Annotated in this window: 14 protein-coding genes; 7 read left to right on the top strand and 7 right to left on the bottom strand. The window is 73.4% G+C overall.

Features of this window, described 5'->3' with window-relative positions; genetic code table 11:
- Positions 1-100: 100 nt before the first annotated feature.
- From sbnA to SCK26_RS13760, 3 genes are all read right to left on the bottom strand, one after another.
- Positions 101-1108: a 2,3-diaminopropionate biosynthesis protein SbnA gene (gene sbnA / locus SCK26_RS13770; protein ID WP_318201603.1), complete on the bottom strand. Its 1008-nt coding sequence runs from the start codon at positions 1106-1108 to the stop codon at positions 101-103.
- Positions 1109-1379: 271 nt separating this feature from the next.
- Positions 1380-2297, bottom strand: coding sequence for a TauD/TfdA family dioxygenase (locus SCK26_RS13765; protein WP_318201602.1), 918 nt, complete (start codon positions 2295-2297; stop codon positions 1380-1382).
- Positions 2298-2429: 132 nt separating this feature from the next.
- Entirely contained in the window at positions 2430-3632 is a 1203-nt protein-coding gene (locus tag SCK26_RS13760) for a serpin family protein (RefSeq protein ID WP_318201601.1), read from the bottom strand.
- Positions 3633-3895: 263 nt separating this feature from the next.
- Between SCK26_RS13760 and SCK26_RS13755 the strand changes: the two genes are divergently transcribed.
- The 6 genes from SCK26_RS13755 to SCK26_RS13730 all read left to right on the top strand — a co-directional run bounded on the left by SCK26_RS13755 (position 3896) and on the right by SCK26_RS13730 (position 10371).
- Positions 3896-4972, top strand: a complete 1077-nt coding sequence (locus SCK26_RS13755; RefSeq protein ID WP_318201600.1) for a DUF4190 domain-containing protein — start codon at positions 3896-3898, stop codon at positions 4970-4972.
- A 162-nt stretch (positions 4973-5134) separates the two neighbouring features.
- A complete protein-coding gene (locus SCK26_RS13750; protein WP_318201599.1) occupies positions 5135-5887 on the top strand; it encodes a GntR family transcriptional regulator in 753 nt (250 codons plus the stop codon).
- Positions 5888-6271: 384 nt separating this feature from the next.
- Positions 6272-6463: an SPOR domain-containing protein gene (locus tag SCK26_RS13745; protein ID WP_318201598.1), complete on the top strand. Its 192-nt coding sequence runs from the start codon at positions 6272-6274 to the stop codon at positions 6461-6463.
- A gap of 30 nt (positions 6464-6493) precedes the next feature.
- On the top strand, positions 6494-6928 hold the full coding sequence (locus SCK26_RS13740) for a (deoxy)nucleoside triphosphate pyrophosphohydrolase (protein WP_318201597.1): 435 nt from the start codon (positions 6494-6496) through the stop codon (positions 6926-6928).
- Positions 6929-7104: 176 nt separating this feature from the next.
- Entirely contained in the window at positions 7105-7512 is a 408-nt protein-coding gene (locus SCK26_RS13735; protein ID WP_318201596.1) for an ATP-binding protein, read from the top strand.
- Positions 7513-7782: 270 nt separating this feature from the next.
- Complete coding sequence (locus SCK26_RS13730; protein WP_318201595.1) at positions 7783-10371, top strand: SpoIIE family protein phosphatase; 2589 nt, start codon at positions 7783-7785, stop codon at positions 10369-10371.
- Positions 10372-10415: 44 nt separating this feature from the next.
- Here the strand turns inward: SCK26_RS13730 and SCK26_RS13725 are convergent, their stop codons facing one another.
- Positions 10416-10814, bottom strand: coding sequence for a hypothetical protein (locus SCK26_RS13725; RefSeq protein WP_318201594.1), 399 nt, complete (start codon positions 10812-10814; stop codon positions 10416-10418).
- Positions 10815-10816: 2 nt separating this feature from the next.
- Between SCK26_RS13725 and SCK26_RS13720 the strand changes: the two genes are divergently transcribed.
- Complete coding sequence (locus SCK26_RS13720) at positions 10817-12067, top strand: hypothetical protein (RefSeq protein WP_318201593.1); 1251 nt, start codon at positions 10817-10819, stop codon at positions 12065-12067.
- Here the strand turns inward: SCK26_RS13720 and SCK26_RS13715 are convergent.
- The 3 genes from SCK26_RS13715 to SCK26_RS13705 are packed head-to-tail and all read right to left on the bottom strand — an operon-like array spanning position 12045 to position 15603.
- Positions 12045-12818 (bottom strand): succinate dehydrogenase/fumarate reductase iron-sulfur subunit, encoded by a 774-nt coding sequence (locus tag SCK26_RS13715; RefSeq protein ID WP_318201592.1) that lies wholly within the window; start codon positions 12816-12818, stop codon positions 12045-12047. The genes SCK26_RS13720 and SCK26_RS13715 overlap by 23 nt on opposite strands.
- Positions 12815-14782, bottom strand: a complete 1968-nt coding sequence (locus tag SCK26_RS13710; RefSeq protein WP_318201591.1) for a fumarate reductase/succinate dehydrogenase flavoprotein subunit — start codon at positions 14780-14782, stop codon at positions 12815-12817. Before SCK26_RS13710 ends, SCK26_RS13715 begins: the two co-directional genes overlap by 4 nt.
- Positions 14782-15603, bottom strand: coding sequence for a hypothetical protein (locus tag SCK26_RS13705; RefSeq protein WP_318201590.1), 822 nt, complete (start codon positions 15601-15603; stop codon positions 14782-14784). The genes SCK26_RS13710 and SCK26_RS13705 overlap by 1 nt, the downstream gene beginning before the upstream one ends.
- Between the last annotated feature and the right edge of the window lie 13 nt (positions 15604-15616).

Genomic DNA, 15616 nt, shown 5'->3' with positions numbered 1-15616 from the left:
TGGGACCCGGGCGCCGGTGGGACCGGGCGCCGGGCCGCCGGGGAAAGGGTGTGCCGGGGAGGGTGTGCCGGGCCGCCGGGTGCGCGTGCCCGGCGGCCCGTCAGGCGGAGGGAACGGGGAGTTCGGGCTTCCAGAGCTGCGCGACCTCGCCGAACCGCTCGCTCACCCAGAAGTCGTCGTAGATGGTGTCGAGGTAGCGGTCGCCCCGGTCGGGGAAGACCAGCACGCAGGTGGCGCCGGGCGGGATCTCGTCGCCGATCTGCTGGAGCGCCGCGACCACCGCCCCGGACGAGCCGCCGGCGAGCACCGCCTCCCTGCCGACCAGCCGCCGGCAGCCCACGACGCAGTCGAGGTCGGTCACATGCACCACCCGGTCGGCGGCCGACGGATCGAACAGGGCCGGCCGCACCGAGGCGCCGTGCCCGGGGATCAGACGCCGTACGGAGCCCCCGTCGCCGAAGAGCACACTGCCGACGGCGTCGACCGCCACCATGGTCGTCCCCAGCCCGTGGGCCCGGGCGTACCGGGCGCAGCCCTGGAGCGTGCCGGTGGTGCTGGTGGCGCAGAACACGTAGTCGACCCGGCCGTCCAGGGCCTCCGAGATCTCCCGCATGGTGTGCTCGTGCGCGGCGGGGTTGAGCGGGTTGGCGTACTGGTTGGGCCAGAAGGCGTGGGGGATGGCCGCCACCAGTTCGCGGACCCGCTCCAGCCGGCGCTCCAGGAACTCGCCGGTGCGCGGGTCCGGCTCGGTCACCTCCTCGATCTCGGCGCCGTAGGCCCGCAGGATCGCGAGGTTCTGCCGCGAGGTCTTCGCGTCGACCACGCAGATGAACCGTATGCCGTGGTACCGGCAGAGCTGGGCGATTCCCACGGCGAGATTGCCCGAACTGGATTCGACCACCACCGAGCGGTCCGGATCGATTTCCCCGCTGTGGATACGGTCGAGGACCATGCTCACCGCGGTCCTGTCTTTTATGCTGCCCCCCGGATTAAATCCTTCGATCTTGGCGAATATCCTTCCGCCGAAGCCGGGCAGAAGCCGGTGCAGCTCCACCAAGGGCGTGCCCCCGACCGTTCCGAGGATGCTGCCCGCAGCCGTTCTGTCCATAGCCACTCCTCTTCGAAGTACCTCCCGCAACCGTTGGCCCACGCGCTATAAGAGCCCTATACCAAGCGCGATATGGCAGAAGTGTAGGAATGCGTTCCAAGCTCTTCTCGATCGAACCGAGAGGAGGCGGACATGAACAACAACCTGAACAACAACAACGTGAACGGCACCAACGTGAACGACAACAACCTGAACAACAACAACTGAGTGGTACACGAAAAGCCCGGCTCCATGAGCGTGGAGCCGGGCTTTCCATGTACGCGGCGCGTGTTCAGCCGGACATCGCCACCAGGACGCGGCGCGGCCCCGCGTAGGGCCGGCGGCCGTGCGCCACCAGCACGTTGTCGACGACCAGCAGGTCTCCGGCCCGCCAGTCGACGTCCACCGCGGCGGCCAGGCCCCGGTCGCGGATCTCGAGGACGTACGCGGGATCGATCGGAGACCCGTCCGCGAAGGTGACGTGCTGCGGCAGGTCCTCCTCCGGCATGATCCTGGCCAGCGCGGCGGCGGTCTCGTCGCCGAGCGCCGCGTGGTGCCACTGGTCGGCCTGGTTGAACCACACCCGCGTGCCGGTGACCGGGTGGGTGACGGTGGCGGGGCGCACCTGCGCGATCCGCAGCCCGCCGTCGCGCTTCCACTCCCAGGTCGTGCCGGGCATCGCCGCCAGATGCCGTTCCACCTCGGCCCGGTCGGACGCCTCGAAGGTCTCCTGCCAGCTCTTGCCGAAGCCGTGTCCGTCATGCAGGTTCTGGGTGTAGCGCACGCCGTCGGCGAACGCGGCGCGCAGCCGCGGCGAGAGCGCGGCCAGCCAGGCGGCGCCGGAGACGACCGGAGTGGCACCGCCCGAACCCGGCGTGGTCTCGCAGTAGAAGGCCAGCCGGGCCGGCCAGCGCGCCGAGTACGACAACTCGTTGTGCATCGAGATCGTCTGCTCGGCGGGATACTCCGTGGAGGTGTAGACACGGTCCCCCACATGACTGCGGGGGGAATTGCCGTGCACATACGCGAGCCGGTTGCGCAGAACACGGTCGAGTACGCCGTCCAGGCCGGACGGCGCGATCCCGAAACCGCGGAACACCACGGCGCCGTCGCTCAGCAGCAGTTCGTCGAGCCGCTCGGTCAGATGGTCGAGCAGCGGGCCGTCCGAGGGAGTGATCTCCGCGGGGGCCCAGGTCATGGTCTCCGTCATGACCACGAGCGTCCCGCCGCGAGCTATACCGCCCCGATATCCCCGTCCGACCCCGCGAGCGAAGCCGAAAAGGCCGACACAGACCCCGTCCCCCCACCGAGCCGACGGGGCCACCGCCCGGACGCCGGATGGTCAGAGTGTCGCCGGAACGCCCGGGTGCGGGGTCGGGTCGGTGATCCAGCCCGCGGTCAGTACCAGGCGGGAGTCGCGGTCGGTGGCGAGGAAGCCGAAGGGGCGGTCGAAGGTGACGCGGACGACCGTGGTCTCGTAGCGGAACTTTGGCACCCCGGCCGCCGCCACCGGCATCACCGCCGTCACCGCCGCCGCCCGGAAGCCGAGCGCGCCGAACCGGGCCACCGCCGACTGCCGGGCCTCTCCGACGGCCAGCGGCCGGGCGCTCACCCCGGGGAAGTGACCCGCCCGGGTGTCCGTGGCCGTCGTGAGCCCGAACAGGCCGGACAGCGCCAGCAGATCGTGGTCGGCCCGGACCTCGTACGCCACCGTCCGCACGTCCAGCGTCCTCGGCTCCGGCGTGGCGGCCGGCTGCTGCTCCACGTGCAGGCCGGGGCCGACGTGCCCGTGCGGCAGTGTGCCGCCTCCGGTCAGCGGCAGGCCGCGCTCCACGACGCCCACCCCGGCCGCCAGCACCCGGCCCGGCGCCATCCGCTCCTCGCCGAGGAGGAGATGGACGTCGACGCCGTTGTCCCCGGGAACCGTCAGCGCGGTGACGAAGCCGTCCGGGGTGCCCGTGACGCCCACCCGGTCCGGCCGCACGCTGCGCCGGTGCAGTCCGCGCAGGGTGCGGCCCCGCCAGGGGCCGGAGTCCGGCCGCAGCGGCAGCTCGGCGAAGGGCTGGCGCCACCGCGTCCGCAGCGCCAGCGCACCGGCCAGCACCATCCGCGCCTCGCGGGTCAGCGTCACCGGCATCCGCTCGACCAGCCCGCCGGTCCGCTCGGCCGCCCACGCGTCCAGCCGCTCCTGAGCGGTGACCAGGTCGTCCCCGAACCGGCCGTGGACGCCGGCGGGCAGCCCGGCCCGCCACTCCTCCCGCAGGGCCAGCCCGTGGTGCGTCCACAGGCCGAGCGCCGCGTCCAGACCGGACACCGACGCCAGCCCCGCCAGCACCTCCCGCGCGGCCCCGGCCGCCCGATCGGCCGGCACCCCCAGCGCGCCGGCCAGCTCCGCGCGCGCCGGGCCCGCCGCGCCGTCGGCCAGGAAGGCCAGCAGGGGCCAGACACCCGGCGCCGAGAACACCGTTCCCTCGGTCACCGCCTGCGCCCAGCGCGCCGTCATCGCGTTGACCCGCCGCACCGTCTCCCCGGACACCCCGCTCATCCGCCGACCGCCCCCCGCTCGTCCCGTGTCCGTCCGGGGCCGTGTTCCGTCCCCGTCCGGGCCCCGCTTACCATGCGGCCAGTCGTACGTCAGTCCAGCCGCCGGCCGGCCGCCGGTCCTGTGCTGCCGCCGCCCGACCCAGGAGCACGGTACCGGTGTCCATACCCCCGCCTTCCGGCCCCCATCAGCCAGAAGGGCCCGTTCCGGCTCCCCGGCCGCCGTACGGCCCGCCGCCGTATCCCCGCCCTCCGGGCGGCGCCGGGTTGCCGGTGTACCAGCCGTGGACGCAGGGCTACCGCCCCTACAACACCCCGGCGCCGGTCAACGGCCTCGCCATCGCCTCCCTGGTGCTCGGTGTGCTGTGCTGCCTGCCCGGGGCGGGGTTGGTGCTCGGCCTGGTGGGGCTGCGGCAGATCCGCCGACGCGGCGAGCGCGGCACCGGGCTGGCCGTGGGCGGCGCGGTGCTGTCCGGGGTGGGACTGCTGCTCTGGACGCTGCTGTTCGCCACGGGCGGTGCCTCGGACCTGTGGCACGGAGTCAAAGAGGGCGCACGCGACGGCGCCACCGTCTCGCTGACGGAGGGTCAGTGCTTCAACGCGCCGGGTGGTGCGCTGTCCGGTGTGACCTACGACGTGGACACGGTGTCCTGCACCGGCGCGCACGACGGCGAGGCCTTCGCGTCCTTCCGGCTGCCGGGCGGCCCGTACCCGGAGGACGACGCGGTCACCGACGCCGCCGACGAGCGCTGCCGGGCCCTGCGGGACGGCTACGCGATGGACGGCTGGGCCGTGCCGGGGTACGTCGACGTGTACTTCCTGACGCCGACCGAGGACGGCTGGGCCGCCGGGGACCGCGAGGTGACCTGCGTGTTCGGCCACACCGACGAGGGCGGCGACCTGACCGGCTCGCTGCGCAACGACGAGACCGACCTGGACGCCGACCAGGTCGCCTATCTGAAGGCCGCCCACGTGCTCAACGCGGCGCTGGAGAGCGCCCCGGACGGGAAGTACACGGAGGACGACCTGCCGGGCCACAGGGCGTGGGCGGGCCGGGTGTCGGCCGCGCTCGGCGAGCAGGCCCGGATGCTGCGCGCGCACGACTGGCCGGCCGGCACCGCCGGACCGGTCACCGCGCTGGCCGCCGGCCTGGACAAGGCGCGCGCGGAGTGGGCGCAGGCGGCCGCGGCCCGGGACGCGGACGCCTTCTCCGTGCACTACGAGAACGGCCTGGACCTGATCGATCCGATCCGCGCGATCCCGGTGCGGTCGGTCCTGGGGCTGGCCACCACGCCGCCCGCGGTGCCGGACGGCGAGGGAGGCGGCACCGGCATGCAGGTGTGAGCCGGTGCGGGCCGGGGGCACCTATACGGGAGGGAAAGTGCCTGCGTAAAGCCCTTCCCGCCGCAAGGTCATCACATCGAGTGATTCTCTGGCCTTTGCTTGCACCGCTCAACCCACGGTTGCCAGGCTGTTGCTGTCTGTACAACCTGAGGGGAGTGGCCAGTGGCTTTCGGTGAGCAGCCGGCGTACCTGCGCGTCGCGGGTGATCTCCGCCAGAAGATCGTCGACGGCTCGCTGCCGCCCCACACCCGGCTCCCCTCGCAGGCCCGCATCCGCGAGGAGTACGGCGTCTCGGACACGGTCGCGCTGGAGGCCCGCAAGGTGCTGATGGCCGAGGGGCTGGTCGAGGGCCGCTCCGGCTCGGGCACCTATGTGCGCGAGCGGCCCGTGCCCCGGCGGGTGGCCCGCTCCGGATACCGCCCGGCCGGCGGCGCCACCCCGTTCCGCCAAGAGCAGGCCGACGCCTCGGTGCGCGGCACCTGGGAGTCCAGCAGCGAACAGGCCGAGGCCGGCGCGGCCGTCGCCGATCGGCTCGGGATCCAGGCCGGCGACCGGGTCATGTGCACCCGGTACGTCTTCCGGGAGGCCGGCGAGCCGATGATGCTCTCCACCTCCTGGGAGCCCCTCGCGGTCACCGGCCGCACCCCCGTGATGCTGCCCGAGGAGGGCCCGCTCGGCGGGATGGGCGTGGTCGAGCGGATGCGGGCCATCGACGTCATCGTGGACAACGTCACCGAGGAGGTCGGCGCCCGCCCCGGCCTCGCCGAGGAACTGCACCTGCTCGGCGGGGTCCCCGGCCATGTGGTGCTGGTGGTCCAGCGCACCTACTTCGCCTCGGGCCGCCCGGTCGAGACCGCCGACGTCGTCATCCCGGCCGACCGCTACCAGGTCGCCTACCACCTGCCCGTCAGGTGACCCGCGCGGGCCCGGCCGTGCGGCGGACCGGACGGATCGTCCCGCTCCGCTCCACGTGAGCTAGCGCACACCCCCGCGCGCTGCCCGCTCCTCCCACGGCGCCCCCCGCCTCCCGCCGCCTTTCCCGGGCCCGCGCCGATCCGGCCGTCCTCCCAGGTGGGCCCCGGTGGTCCCGGCGCGCCCGCGACCCGGGCAGGCGAAGGTCCCGAGGGCGCGTTCCGTCCCGTGCGCCCCCGGCGTTCTGGCTGGATGCGTACCTCTTTGTGAAAAGTCGTATGCGCAGCGTGAAGGTAGGGCGTACGCTCGGGCATATGCGGATTGCGGTTTCCTTGTCCGCGGGAAGCGGGTGGGACGGTGCGAGAAGGGGCACGGGCGGTGGGGGCGATGAGTGAGGGCACGGTCTCCCTGCCCTGGATCGTGATACGGCAGGACGACAACGGCAATCGCTACCGCGTCGGCCGGTACGCGACCCGCGCGGAGGCGCAGAAGACCGTCGACAGCCTCGGCGGCCAGGCGCGCGAGCGGCTCTACTGGGTCGAGCGCATCGGCCAGAACGGGGACGGCGCGCAGAACTGACCGGGCGCGCGCTCCCGTAGGCTCCCCTCCATGACGCGCACGACTGACCGGGTGGAGCCGATCGTGGTGGTGGGAGCCGCCCTGCTCGACGGCGGCCGGCTGCTCGCCGCGCGCCGCAGCGCCCCCGCCGACCTGGCCGGGCGCTGGGAGCTGCCCGGCGGCAAGGTCGAGCCCGGCGAGCGGCCCGAAGACGCCCTGGTGCGCGAACTGCGCGAGGAACTGGGCGTCGACACCGAGCCGGTGGAACGCGTACCGGGACAGTGGCCGCTGCGCACGCCGTACGTCCTGAAGGTGTGGACCGTCCGCCTGCGCCCCGGCTCGCCCGCCCCCCGGCCCCTCCAGGACCACGACGAACTGCGCTGGCTCACCCCGGACCGCCTCTGGGAGGTCGACTGGCTCGACCAGGACGTCCCGGCGGTGCGGGAGGTGTCCGCCCGCTGGGACACCGGGCGCGACCGGTCCTGACCGGACCCGCGTCCGCGCGCCGGCCCGGCTTCCGGGCGGGCGCGACGCCCGCGGAGCATCCCGTACGCCGTTCGTGCCACAGTGCGCCGCCCCGTGCGGTACTGCCCGCCGGATATCGGGTATGTGCCCATTAATCCCACGAAACCAGACATGGGTGGGCTCCGCTGGCCTGGGAAGTGATCGGCGTGATCGACACCGATGGCGGCTGCGCCGAGTGGACCTTTCCCGCGGAGCCGGGCGCCGTGCGCTCCGCCCGCGCGGTGGTCCGGGGCCAGTTGCACGGCTGGGACCTGGACTGTGTCGCCGATCTCGCCGCGCTCCTGGTCAGCGAGCTGGTCACCAACTCGCTGCGGCATGCCACCGGCCCCATCGGCGTACGGCTGCTGCGCCCCGCCGGAAACGGCGACACGCTGCGGGTGGAGGTCTCCGACCCGCTCCCCGACCCCCCGCGCGAACGCGTCGCCCATCCCGAGGACGAGAGCGGGCGCGGCCTGCAACTGGTCGCCGGCTCCTCGCGCCGCTGGGGCACCCGGCCCGGGGCGAACGGGAAGACGGTCTGGTTCGAGCTGGCCGTTCCCGGGTGAGACGGGGGCACCACGGGGCACGGGGGTGTACGGGCGTCGACGTGCCGTATGGCGTGCGCGCCGGGGGCGCACATGCTTCGGCGGCGTGTGGTTCGGCGGTGTGTTCCCTGGTTAGAAGAGTGGAAGTGTTGTCACGGACCGGTCCGAAAAACATCTGGACCGACCTGTGATCGTGAACACCGTGTCCTGTGGCGCCGTAGTGCTGGATACTGCGGGCAGCCGCCCCCGGTGACCGGTGCCGGACGCGGTGAGCTGGAGGGGACGGTTCGCGTGAGCGAGATACCAGCGAAGGCCACGGAGTCCGAGGACCCGTCGGACGGCGCGAGGAGTCAGGCCGCTGAGGCAGAGGCGGCACCCGGCGACGCCATGTGGCAGAGCAGTCCGCCCGGCTCGATCTACGACTACATCCGGGTCGCCTCCTTCGCCATCGGCGCCGGCGGCCTCGTCGACCAGTGGAGTCTGCGCGCCGAGCAGCTGTTCGGCATCCCCGCCGACCGCGCCGTCGGCATGGATCCCATAGAGGCCTTCGTCGATCCCGACCTGCGCGAGCGCGGCCAGCGGAAGATGGCCGAAATCCTCGACGGGCGCGAGTGGACCGGAGTAGTGCCGTTCCGGATGCCGGACCGGCCGGACGGCACCCGCGGCGAGGAGGGCCTGGCCGAGGTGTACGTGATGCCGACGCGCACCGCCGAGGGCGAGAAGGCCGCCGTCTGCATCGTCGTGGACGTGCGCACCCTGCGCAGCATCGAGACCGACCTCGCCGCCTCGCAGGCCATTTTCGGCCAGTCGCCCTTCGGCTTCCTGCTGATCGACACCGACCTGCGGGTCCGCCGCGCCAACGAGCGCTTCGCCTCCGTCTTCGGCGGCAGCCCCGACGACCACCGGGGCAAGAGCGTGCACGACTATCTGCCGCGGCCCGAGGCCGAGCGGGTCTCGGCCACCATGCGGCGGGTGCTGGAGTCCGGCGAGTCCATCACCGACATGCACGTCACCGGGTACGTCCCGGGCTCCGAGGAACGCCGGCACTGGTCCATCAACCTCTACCGCGTGCACAGCGGCAGCGGCCGGCCCATCGGCGTCGCCTGGCTCGGCACGGACATCACCGCCCGCCGGGCCGCCGCCCGCGAGGCCGCCGCCGCCCGGCGCAACCTGGCCCTGCTCAACGAGGCCGGCGCCCGCATAGGCAACTCCCTCGACCTGGAGACCACCGCCCGCGAACTCCTCGACGTGGTCGTGCCCGGCTTCTGCGACCTGGCCACCGTCGACCTCTACCAAGGCCTGCTGGCCGGCGACGAGACCCCGCCCGGCCACGCCGACGGCAGCGCCGAACTGCGCCGCGTCGCCTTCGCCAGCGCGGTCTCCGGTGCCCCCTTCAGCAGCTCCGGGCAGCCCGTCGAGGTCGGCGCCGTCCACCACTTCCCGTTCCACTCGCCCTGCGCGGAGGCCCTGCGCACCGCCCGCCCGCAGCGCGTGCCCGCCGAGGAGGGCGGCCTCGTGCAGTCCACGCTGGCCGTGCCGATGGTCGCCCACGACACGGTCGTCGGACTCGCCCAGTTCGCCCGGACCAAGGGCAGCGAGCCGTTCGGCGACCGGGACCGGGACCTCGCCGTCGAACTGGCCGCGCGCGCCGCCGTCTGCATCGACAACGCGCGCCTGTACCGGCGCGAACACGAACGGGCGCTGATACTGCAACGGTCCCTGCTCCCGCCCGGCGACCCCGAGGCGTCCGGACTGGACATCGCCTGCCGCTATCTGCCGGGCAACGCGGCGACCGAGGTGGGCGGCGACTGGTTCGACGTCATCGAACTGCCCGGCCACCGCACGGCGCTGGTCGTCGGCGACGTGATGGGCCGGGGCCTGCGCGCGGCCGTGGCGATGGGCGAACTCCGCACGGCCGTGCGGACGCTGGCGCTGCTCGACCTGGAACCGGCGGAGGTGCTGTCCGCGCTGGACGAGATCGCGCGCGGCCTCGGCACACCGGGCGGCATCCAGCAGGCGACCCGCACGGCCCGCCAGCCCCGGGACGCCGACCTGTCCGAGGTGTACCTCGCGACCTGCGTCTACGCCGTCTACGACTCCGTCACCCGGCGCTGTACGTTCGCCAACGCGGGCCATCTGCCGCCGGTCCTGGTCGAACCCGGCGAGCCGGCGCTGATGCTGGACGTGCCGCCGGGCATGCCGCTCGGCGTGGGCGGCGAGCCGTTCGAGGAGGTCGAGGTCGAACTGCCGGAGGGCGCCCTGCTCGCCCTCTACACGGACGGCCTGGTCGAGTCCCGCGACCACCCGCTGGACGAGGGCCTCAAGGCTTTCGTCGGAGCGCTCACCGATCCCTGCCGGCCGCTGGAGGACGTCTGCGACCACGTCCTCAACACCCTCGACACCCACCACGGCGAGGACGACATCGCCCTGCTGATGGCCCGGGTGCAGGGGCTGCCCGCGGACTCCGTCGGGGACTGGACCCTGCCCCGCGAACCGCGCAGCGTGGGCCGGGCGCGCGAGTACGCCCGCGGCCGGCTGCTGTCCTGGGGCCTGGAGCAACTGGTCGACACGACGGAGCTGCTGGTCAGCGAGCTGGTGACGAACGCCCTGCGGTACGGCGAGGGGGAGATCCGGCTCCGGCTGCTGCTGGACCGCACGCTGGTCTGCGAGGTCTGGGACTCCGGCCTGGTCCAGCCCCGCAGGCGGCGCGCCCGCGACACCGACGAGGGCGGCCGGGGCCTGCAACTGGTCGGGCTGCTCAGCGCGGCCTGGGGGTCCCGGCGGACGCCACGCGGCAAGACGGTGTGGTTCGAACTCCCCCTGCCCGGCGGCGACGGCGCCCTCACCGACCCGGCGGAGGCGTTGCTGAGCCTGTTCTGAAGGCCTTGGCGGCCCCGCGGGCCCGGTGGCGCCGGACGGACGGCTCATCGGGGCCCGCCGGGCCGCCCGGCGCGCTGCTCGCCGCACCGCTGCCTGGCGGAGGCCGGTCCTTCCCGGCCGCCGCCGGCCGGACGCGCCGGAACGGTCCCCGGGGTGGTCCGGGTGCGCAGCCGCCGCACGCGCCGCAGCCGGCCGTACCCGGCCGACGCCACGGCCGCGACCCCGGCGACGAGCGGCAGCACGAGAGCGGCGGCCGGCGTGTCCTCCCGCCGCATCGCCGCTCGGCCGCGCGCGGCGGGAACCGGATCGCGCGCCTCGACCGTCATCAGCGGCAACACCAGCCATACGGCTCCCGTCAGGACGCCCGGCAGGGCAGGGGCCAGCCGTATCCGTATGTGCGCCGTGGCACGCCGGAGGCGGCCCCGAGCCGGGAAGGACGTCACCTTTGGGAGCGTATGGGCGGTCGGACGGCGCCGCGAGCGGGGCGGAGACGGGCGGCGGACCGGCGGCACGAGGGGGCGGAACGGGCGAGAATCGGAGCGACGGGGCCCGCGGCGACGACGACCACGCGGACGAGAGCCCGCCGGAGGAGGCCCACGCGAAGAAAATTCTCACGGACGCGCCGGAGCCGGCCCCGGAGCCGGACACCGGACCGGCCGTCCCTGCTCCCGCCCGTTCCCGCAGGCGCCGCGTCCTCCGTCTCTGCGCCGTCCTCCTCGCCCTGCTCCTGCTCCCGCTGCTCACCGCCGAGACCGCGCTGCGGATCAACTACACCGGTGATCCGGCCGCCGGCACCCGCACCCGGCACCGGGACGCGCTCTGGCTGGGCCACGCCTGGGTGGACGGGCGGAAGACCGACCGGGACGTCAGGGCCCTCGCCCGGCGGCTGCGCGGCACCGGCATCCGTGACCTGTACGTCCACTCCGGCCCCTTGGAGCACGACGGCACCCTGCCCGCGTCGGTCCACCCGAAGGCCCGCTGGTTCACCGCGGCCGTGCACCGCGAACTCCCCGGCGTCCGGGTGCAGGCCTGGCTCGGCGACGTACTGGCCACCGAGAGCCCCGACGGGCTGCGCCTGGAGCGCGCGGCCACCCGGACCGCGATCCTCGCCTCCACCCGGGCCGTCCTCGCCGCCGGCTTCCAGGGCGCGCACTTCGACCTGGAACCGCTGCACTCCGGCGACGAGAACTACCTCGCCCTCCTCGACGACCTGCGCGAGCTGACCCGCTCCCGCGGCGCGGTGCTGTCCGTCGCCGCCCACCAGATCGACCCGCTGCCCGCCTTCCACTCCTTCTGGGGCACGACCACCGGCCACCCCAAGTGGTGGTCGCAGGCCTACTTCGGGCAGGTGGCCCGCCGGGTGGACCAGATCGCCGTGATGTCGTACGACACCATGCAGCCGTCGCAGAGCCTGTACGGCGGCTATGTCGCCCAGCAGACCAGCCTCGCCCTGGAGGTCACCCCGAAGGGCACCGACCTGCTGATGGGCCTGCCCTTCTACCACGAGAACCGGTTCGGCCACTGGGCGCACGCCGAGACCGTCCCGGCCGCCGTGCGCGGGGTCCGGCTCGGCCTGAGCCGCACCGACGCCCACCGCGCCCGCTTCGGCGTCGCCCTCTACGTCGACTTCGCGGCCACCGAGGCGGACTGGCGGGCGTACCGGGACGACTGGACTACGCCCCCGGCCGCCTCCTGATCTTCGACCCGAGCCACACCAGCGGGTCGTACTTGCGGTCGACGGCCCGCTCCTTCAGCGGGATCAGCGCGTTGTCGGTGATCTTGATGCCTTCCGGGCAGACCTCCGTGCAGCACTTGGTGATGTTGCAGTAGCCGAGGCCGTGTTCGTCCTGCGCGGCGCGCGAGCGGTCCAGGCCGGCCCCGGCCGCCGCGTCCAGCGGGTGCATGTCCAGTTCGGCGACGCGCATCAGGAAGCGGGGGCCGGCGAACGCCCGCTTGTTCTCCTCGTGGTCGCGCACCACATGGCAGGTGTCCTGGCAGAGGAAGCACTCGATGCACTTGCGGAACTCCTGCGAGCGGTCCACGTCCTGCTGGAACATGCGGTACTCGCCCGGTCCCAGCCCGGCCGGCGGCACGAAGGCCGGGACCTCGCGCGCCTTGTCGTAGTTGAAGCCGACGTCCGTCACCAGGTCGCGGATCACCGGGAAGGCGCGCAGCGGCGTGACCGTGATCGTCTCGGCGCGGTCGAAGACCGACATGCGGGTCATGCACAACAGCCGCGGACGGCCGTTGATCTCCGCCGAGCACGAACCGCACTTGCCCGCCTTGCAGTTCCAGCGCACGGCCAGATCGGGTGCCTGGGTGGCCTGGAGGCGGTGCACGATGTCGAGCACCACCTCGCCGTCGTTCACCTCGACGGTGAAGTCCTCCAGGCCGCCGCCCTCGGCGTCGCCCCGCCACACCCGGAAGCGGGCCTCGTAGCTGCTCACTCGTACAGCTCCTCTTCGGCGAGGTACTTGACCAGCTCCTCCTTCTCGAAGAGGGCGAGCAGGTCCGGGCGGATGGGGTCGGTTCTCTCCCGGGTGAGCCGGATCCGGTCCCGGGCGGGATCGGCCGCCGCGGGGCCGCCGGCGGGGTCGGCGAGGGCGCACAGCAGGTTCACGTTGCGCCAGGCGCGGTCCATCGCCGGGTGGTCCTCGCGGGTGTGTCCGCCGCGCGACTCGGTGCGCTCCAGCGCGGCCCGGGCCACGCACTCGCTGACCAGCAGCATGTTCCTCAGGTCCAGCGCGAGGTGCCAGCCGGGGTTGAACTGCCGGTGGCCCTCCACCCCGGCCCGCCGCGCCCGTACCCGCAGCTCGGCCAGCTTGTGCAGGGCCTGCTCCATCTCGCCCTCCCGGCGGATGATGCCGACCAGGTCGTTCATGGTCTGCTGGAGTTCCTGGTGCAGGGTGTAGGGGTTCTCCGGCGGCCCCGCCGCGCCCTCGGCCCCGGCGGAGCCTCCGGTCCCGGCGGAGCCGGCCGTTCCGGCGGAGAACGGGCGCAGCGCCTCCGCCGCCGCGGCGGCCACCTGGGCCTCGTCCACCGGCGGCCGGCCATCCGCCGTCCCGCGCGCGTACGCGGCCGCGTGCAGGCCCGCGCGGCGGCCGAACACCAGCAGGTCGGACAGCGAGTTGCCGCCGAGCCGGTTGGAGCCGTGCATGCCGCCGGCCACCTCACCGGCCGCGTACAGTCCCGGCACCCCGCGCGCCGCCGCCGTGTCGGAGTCGACCGCGACCCCGCCCATCACGTAGTGGCAGGTCGGCCCGACCTCCATCGGCTCGGCCGTGATGTCGACGTCGGCCAGCTCCTTGAACTGGTGGTACATCGACGGCAGCCGGCGCCGGACCACCTCGGCGGGCATCCGGGTGGACACGTCGAGGAAGACCCCGCCGTGCGGGGAGCCCCGGCCCGCCTTGACCTCGGCGTTGATCGCGCGGGCCACCTCGTCGCGGGGGAGCAGTTCGGGCGGGCGGCGGTGGTGGTCCGGGTCCTCGTACCACCGGTCGGCCTCCTCCTCCGACTCGGCGTACTTCTCCTTGAAGACGTCCGGGACGTAGTCGAACATGAACCGCTTGCCGTCGGAGTCGCGCAGTACCCCGCCGTCGCCGCGCACCGACTCGGTGACCAGGATGCCCTTCACCGACGGCGGCCAGACCATGCCGGTCGGGTGGAACTGCACGAACTCCATGTTGACCAGGGGAGCGCCCGCCAGCAGCGCCAGCGCGTGACCGTCACCGGTGTACTCCCAGGAGTTCGACGTGACCTTGAAGGACTTGCCGATGCCGCCGGTCGCGAGGACCACGGCCGGGGCCTCCAGCACGAGGAAGCGGCCCGTCTCGCGCTCGTAGCCGAAGACCCCCGAGACCCGCTCGCCGTCCTTGAGCACCCGGGTGACCGTGCACTCCTGGAAGACCTTCAGCCGGGCCTCGTAGTCGCCGCTCTGCCGGTGGTCCTCCTGCTGGAGCGCGACGATCTTCTGCTGGAGGGTGCGGATCAGCTCCAGCCCGGTGCGGTCGCCGACGTGCGCCAGGCGCGGGTACTCGTGGCCGCCGAAGTTCCGCTGGGAGATCCGGCCGTCCGCGGTCCGGTCGAACAGCGCGCCCCAGGTCTCCAGCTCCCACACCCGGTCCGGGGCCTCCCGCGCGTGCAGCTCGGCCATCCGCCACTGGTTCAGGAACTTGCCGCCGCGCATGGTGTCGCGGAAGTGGACCTGCCAGCCGTCGTTCTCGTTGGCGTTGGCCATCGCCGCCGCGATGCCGCCCTCGGCCATCACCGTGTGCGCCTTGCCGAACAGCGACTTGCAGATCACGGCCGTACGGGCGCCCCGCTCGCGCGCCTCGATCGCGGCCCGCAGCCCGGCACCGCCGGCGCCGACGACCACGACGTCCCACTGCTGCCGTTCCACCGCTGCCATCAGAAGAACCTCGGATCGTCGAAGACGCCGGACGCGACGAGATACACGTAGAAGTCGGCGAACGCCACGCTCAGCAGCGAGGCCCAGGCCAGCTGCATGTGGCGGGCGTTGAGCCGGCCGACGAACTGCCAGGCCCGGTAGCGCGCCGGGTGCCTGGAGAAGTGTTTGAGCTTGCCGCCGACGATGTGCCGGCAGGAGTGGCAGGAGAGGGTGTACGCCCAGATCAGCACGATGTTGGCGAGGAACACCAGGCTGCCCAGGCCCATGTGCCCCCACCGGTAGTGCTCGTCCCGGAAGGCCAGCACGGTGTCGTAGGTCAGCACCCCGGCCACCAGCAGCGCGGCGTAGAAGAAGTACCGGTGGACGTTCTGCAGGATCAGCGGGAAGCGGCTCTCGCCGGTGTACGAGCGGTGCGGCTCGGCCACCGCGCAGGCCGGCGGCGACGCCCAGAAGGCGCGGTAGTACGCCTTGCGGTAGTAGTAGCAGGTCAGGCGGAAGCCGAGCGGGAAGACCAGGATGATGATCGCGGGCGAGATGCCCCACCAGCCGCCGAACAGGTCGGCGTTGGGCCCGGCGCGCATGGTCCGGCAGTTCTCCGCCAGGCACGGCGAGTAGAACGGCGAGACGTACGGCGCCGCGTAGTAGTGGGCGCCGGCGAAGGCCCGCCAGGTCGAGTAGACGACGAAGGCGAGCAGACCGGCCGCGGTGCAGGCGGGCGCCAGCCACCAGCGGTCGGTCCGCAGATGCGGGGCGGCGATCGCGGCACGCGTACGGGTGCGCACGCCGCCGCGCTGCTGAGGGGATTCCGTACCAGTGGCCAAGTCGGGACTCCGG

Source organism: Streptomyces sp. SCL15-4, from assembly GCF_033366695.1.
In the GTDB taxonomy this organism is placed as follows: domain Bacteria; phylum Actinomycetota; class Actinomycetes; order Streptomycetales; family Streptomycetaceae; genus Streptomyces.
The sequence above is the reverse complement of the archived record's forward strand: the minus strand, read 5'-3'. Positions and strand labels throughout refer to the sequence as shown.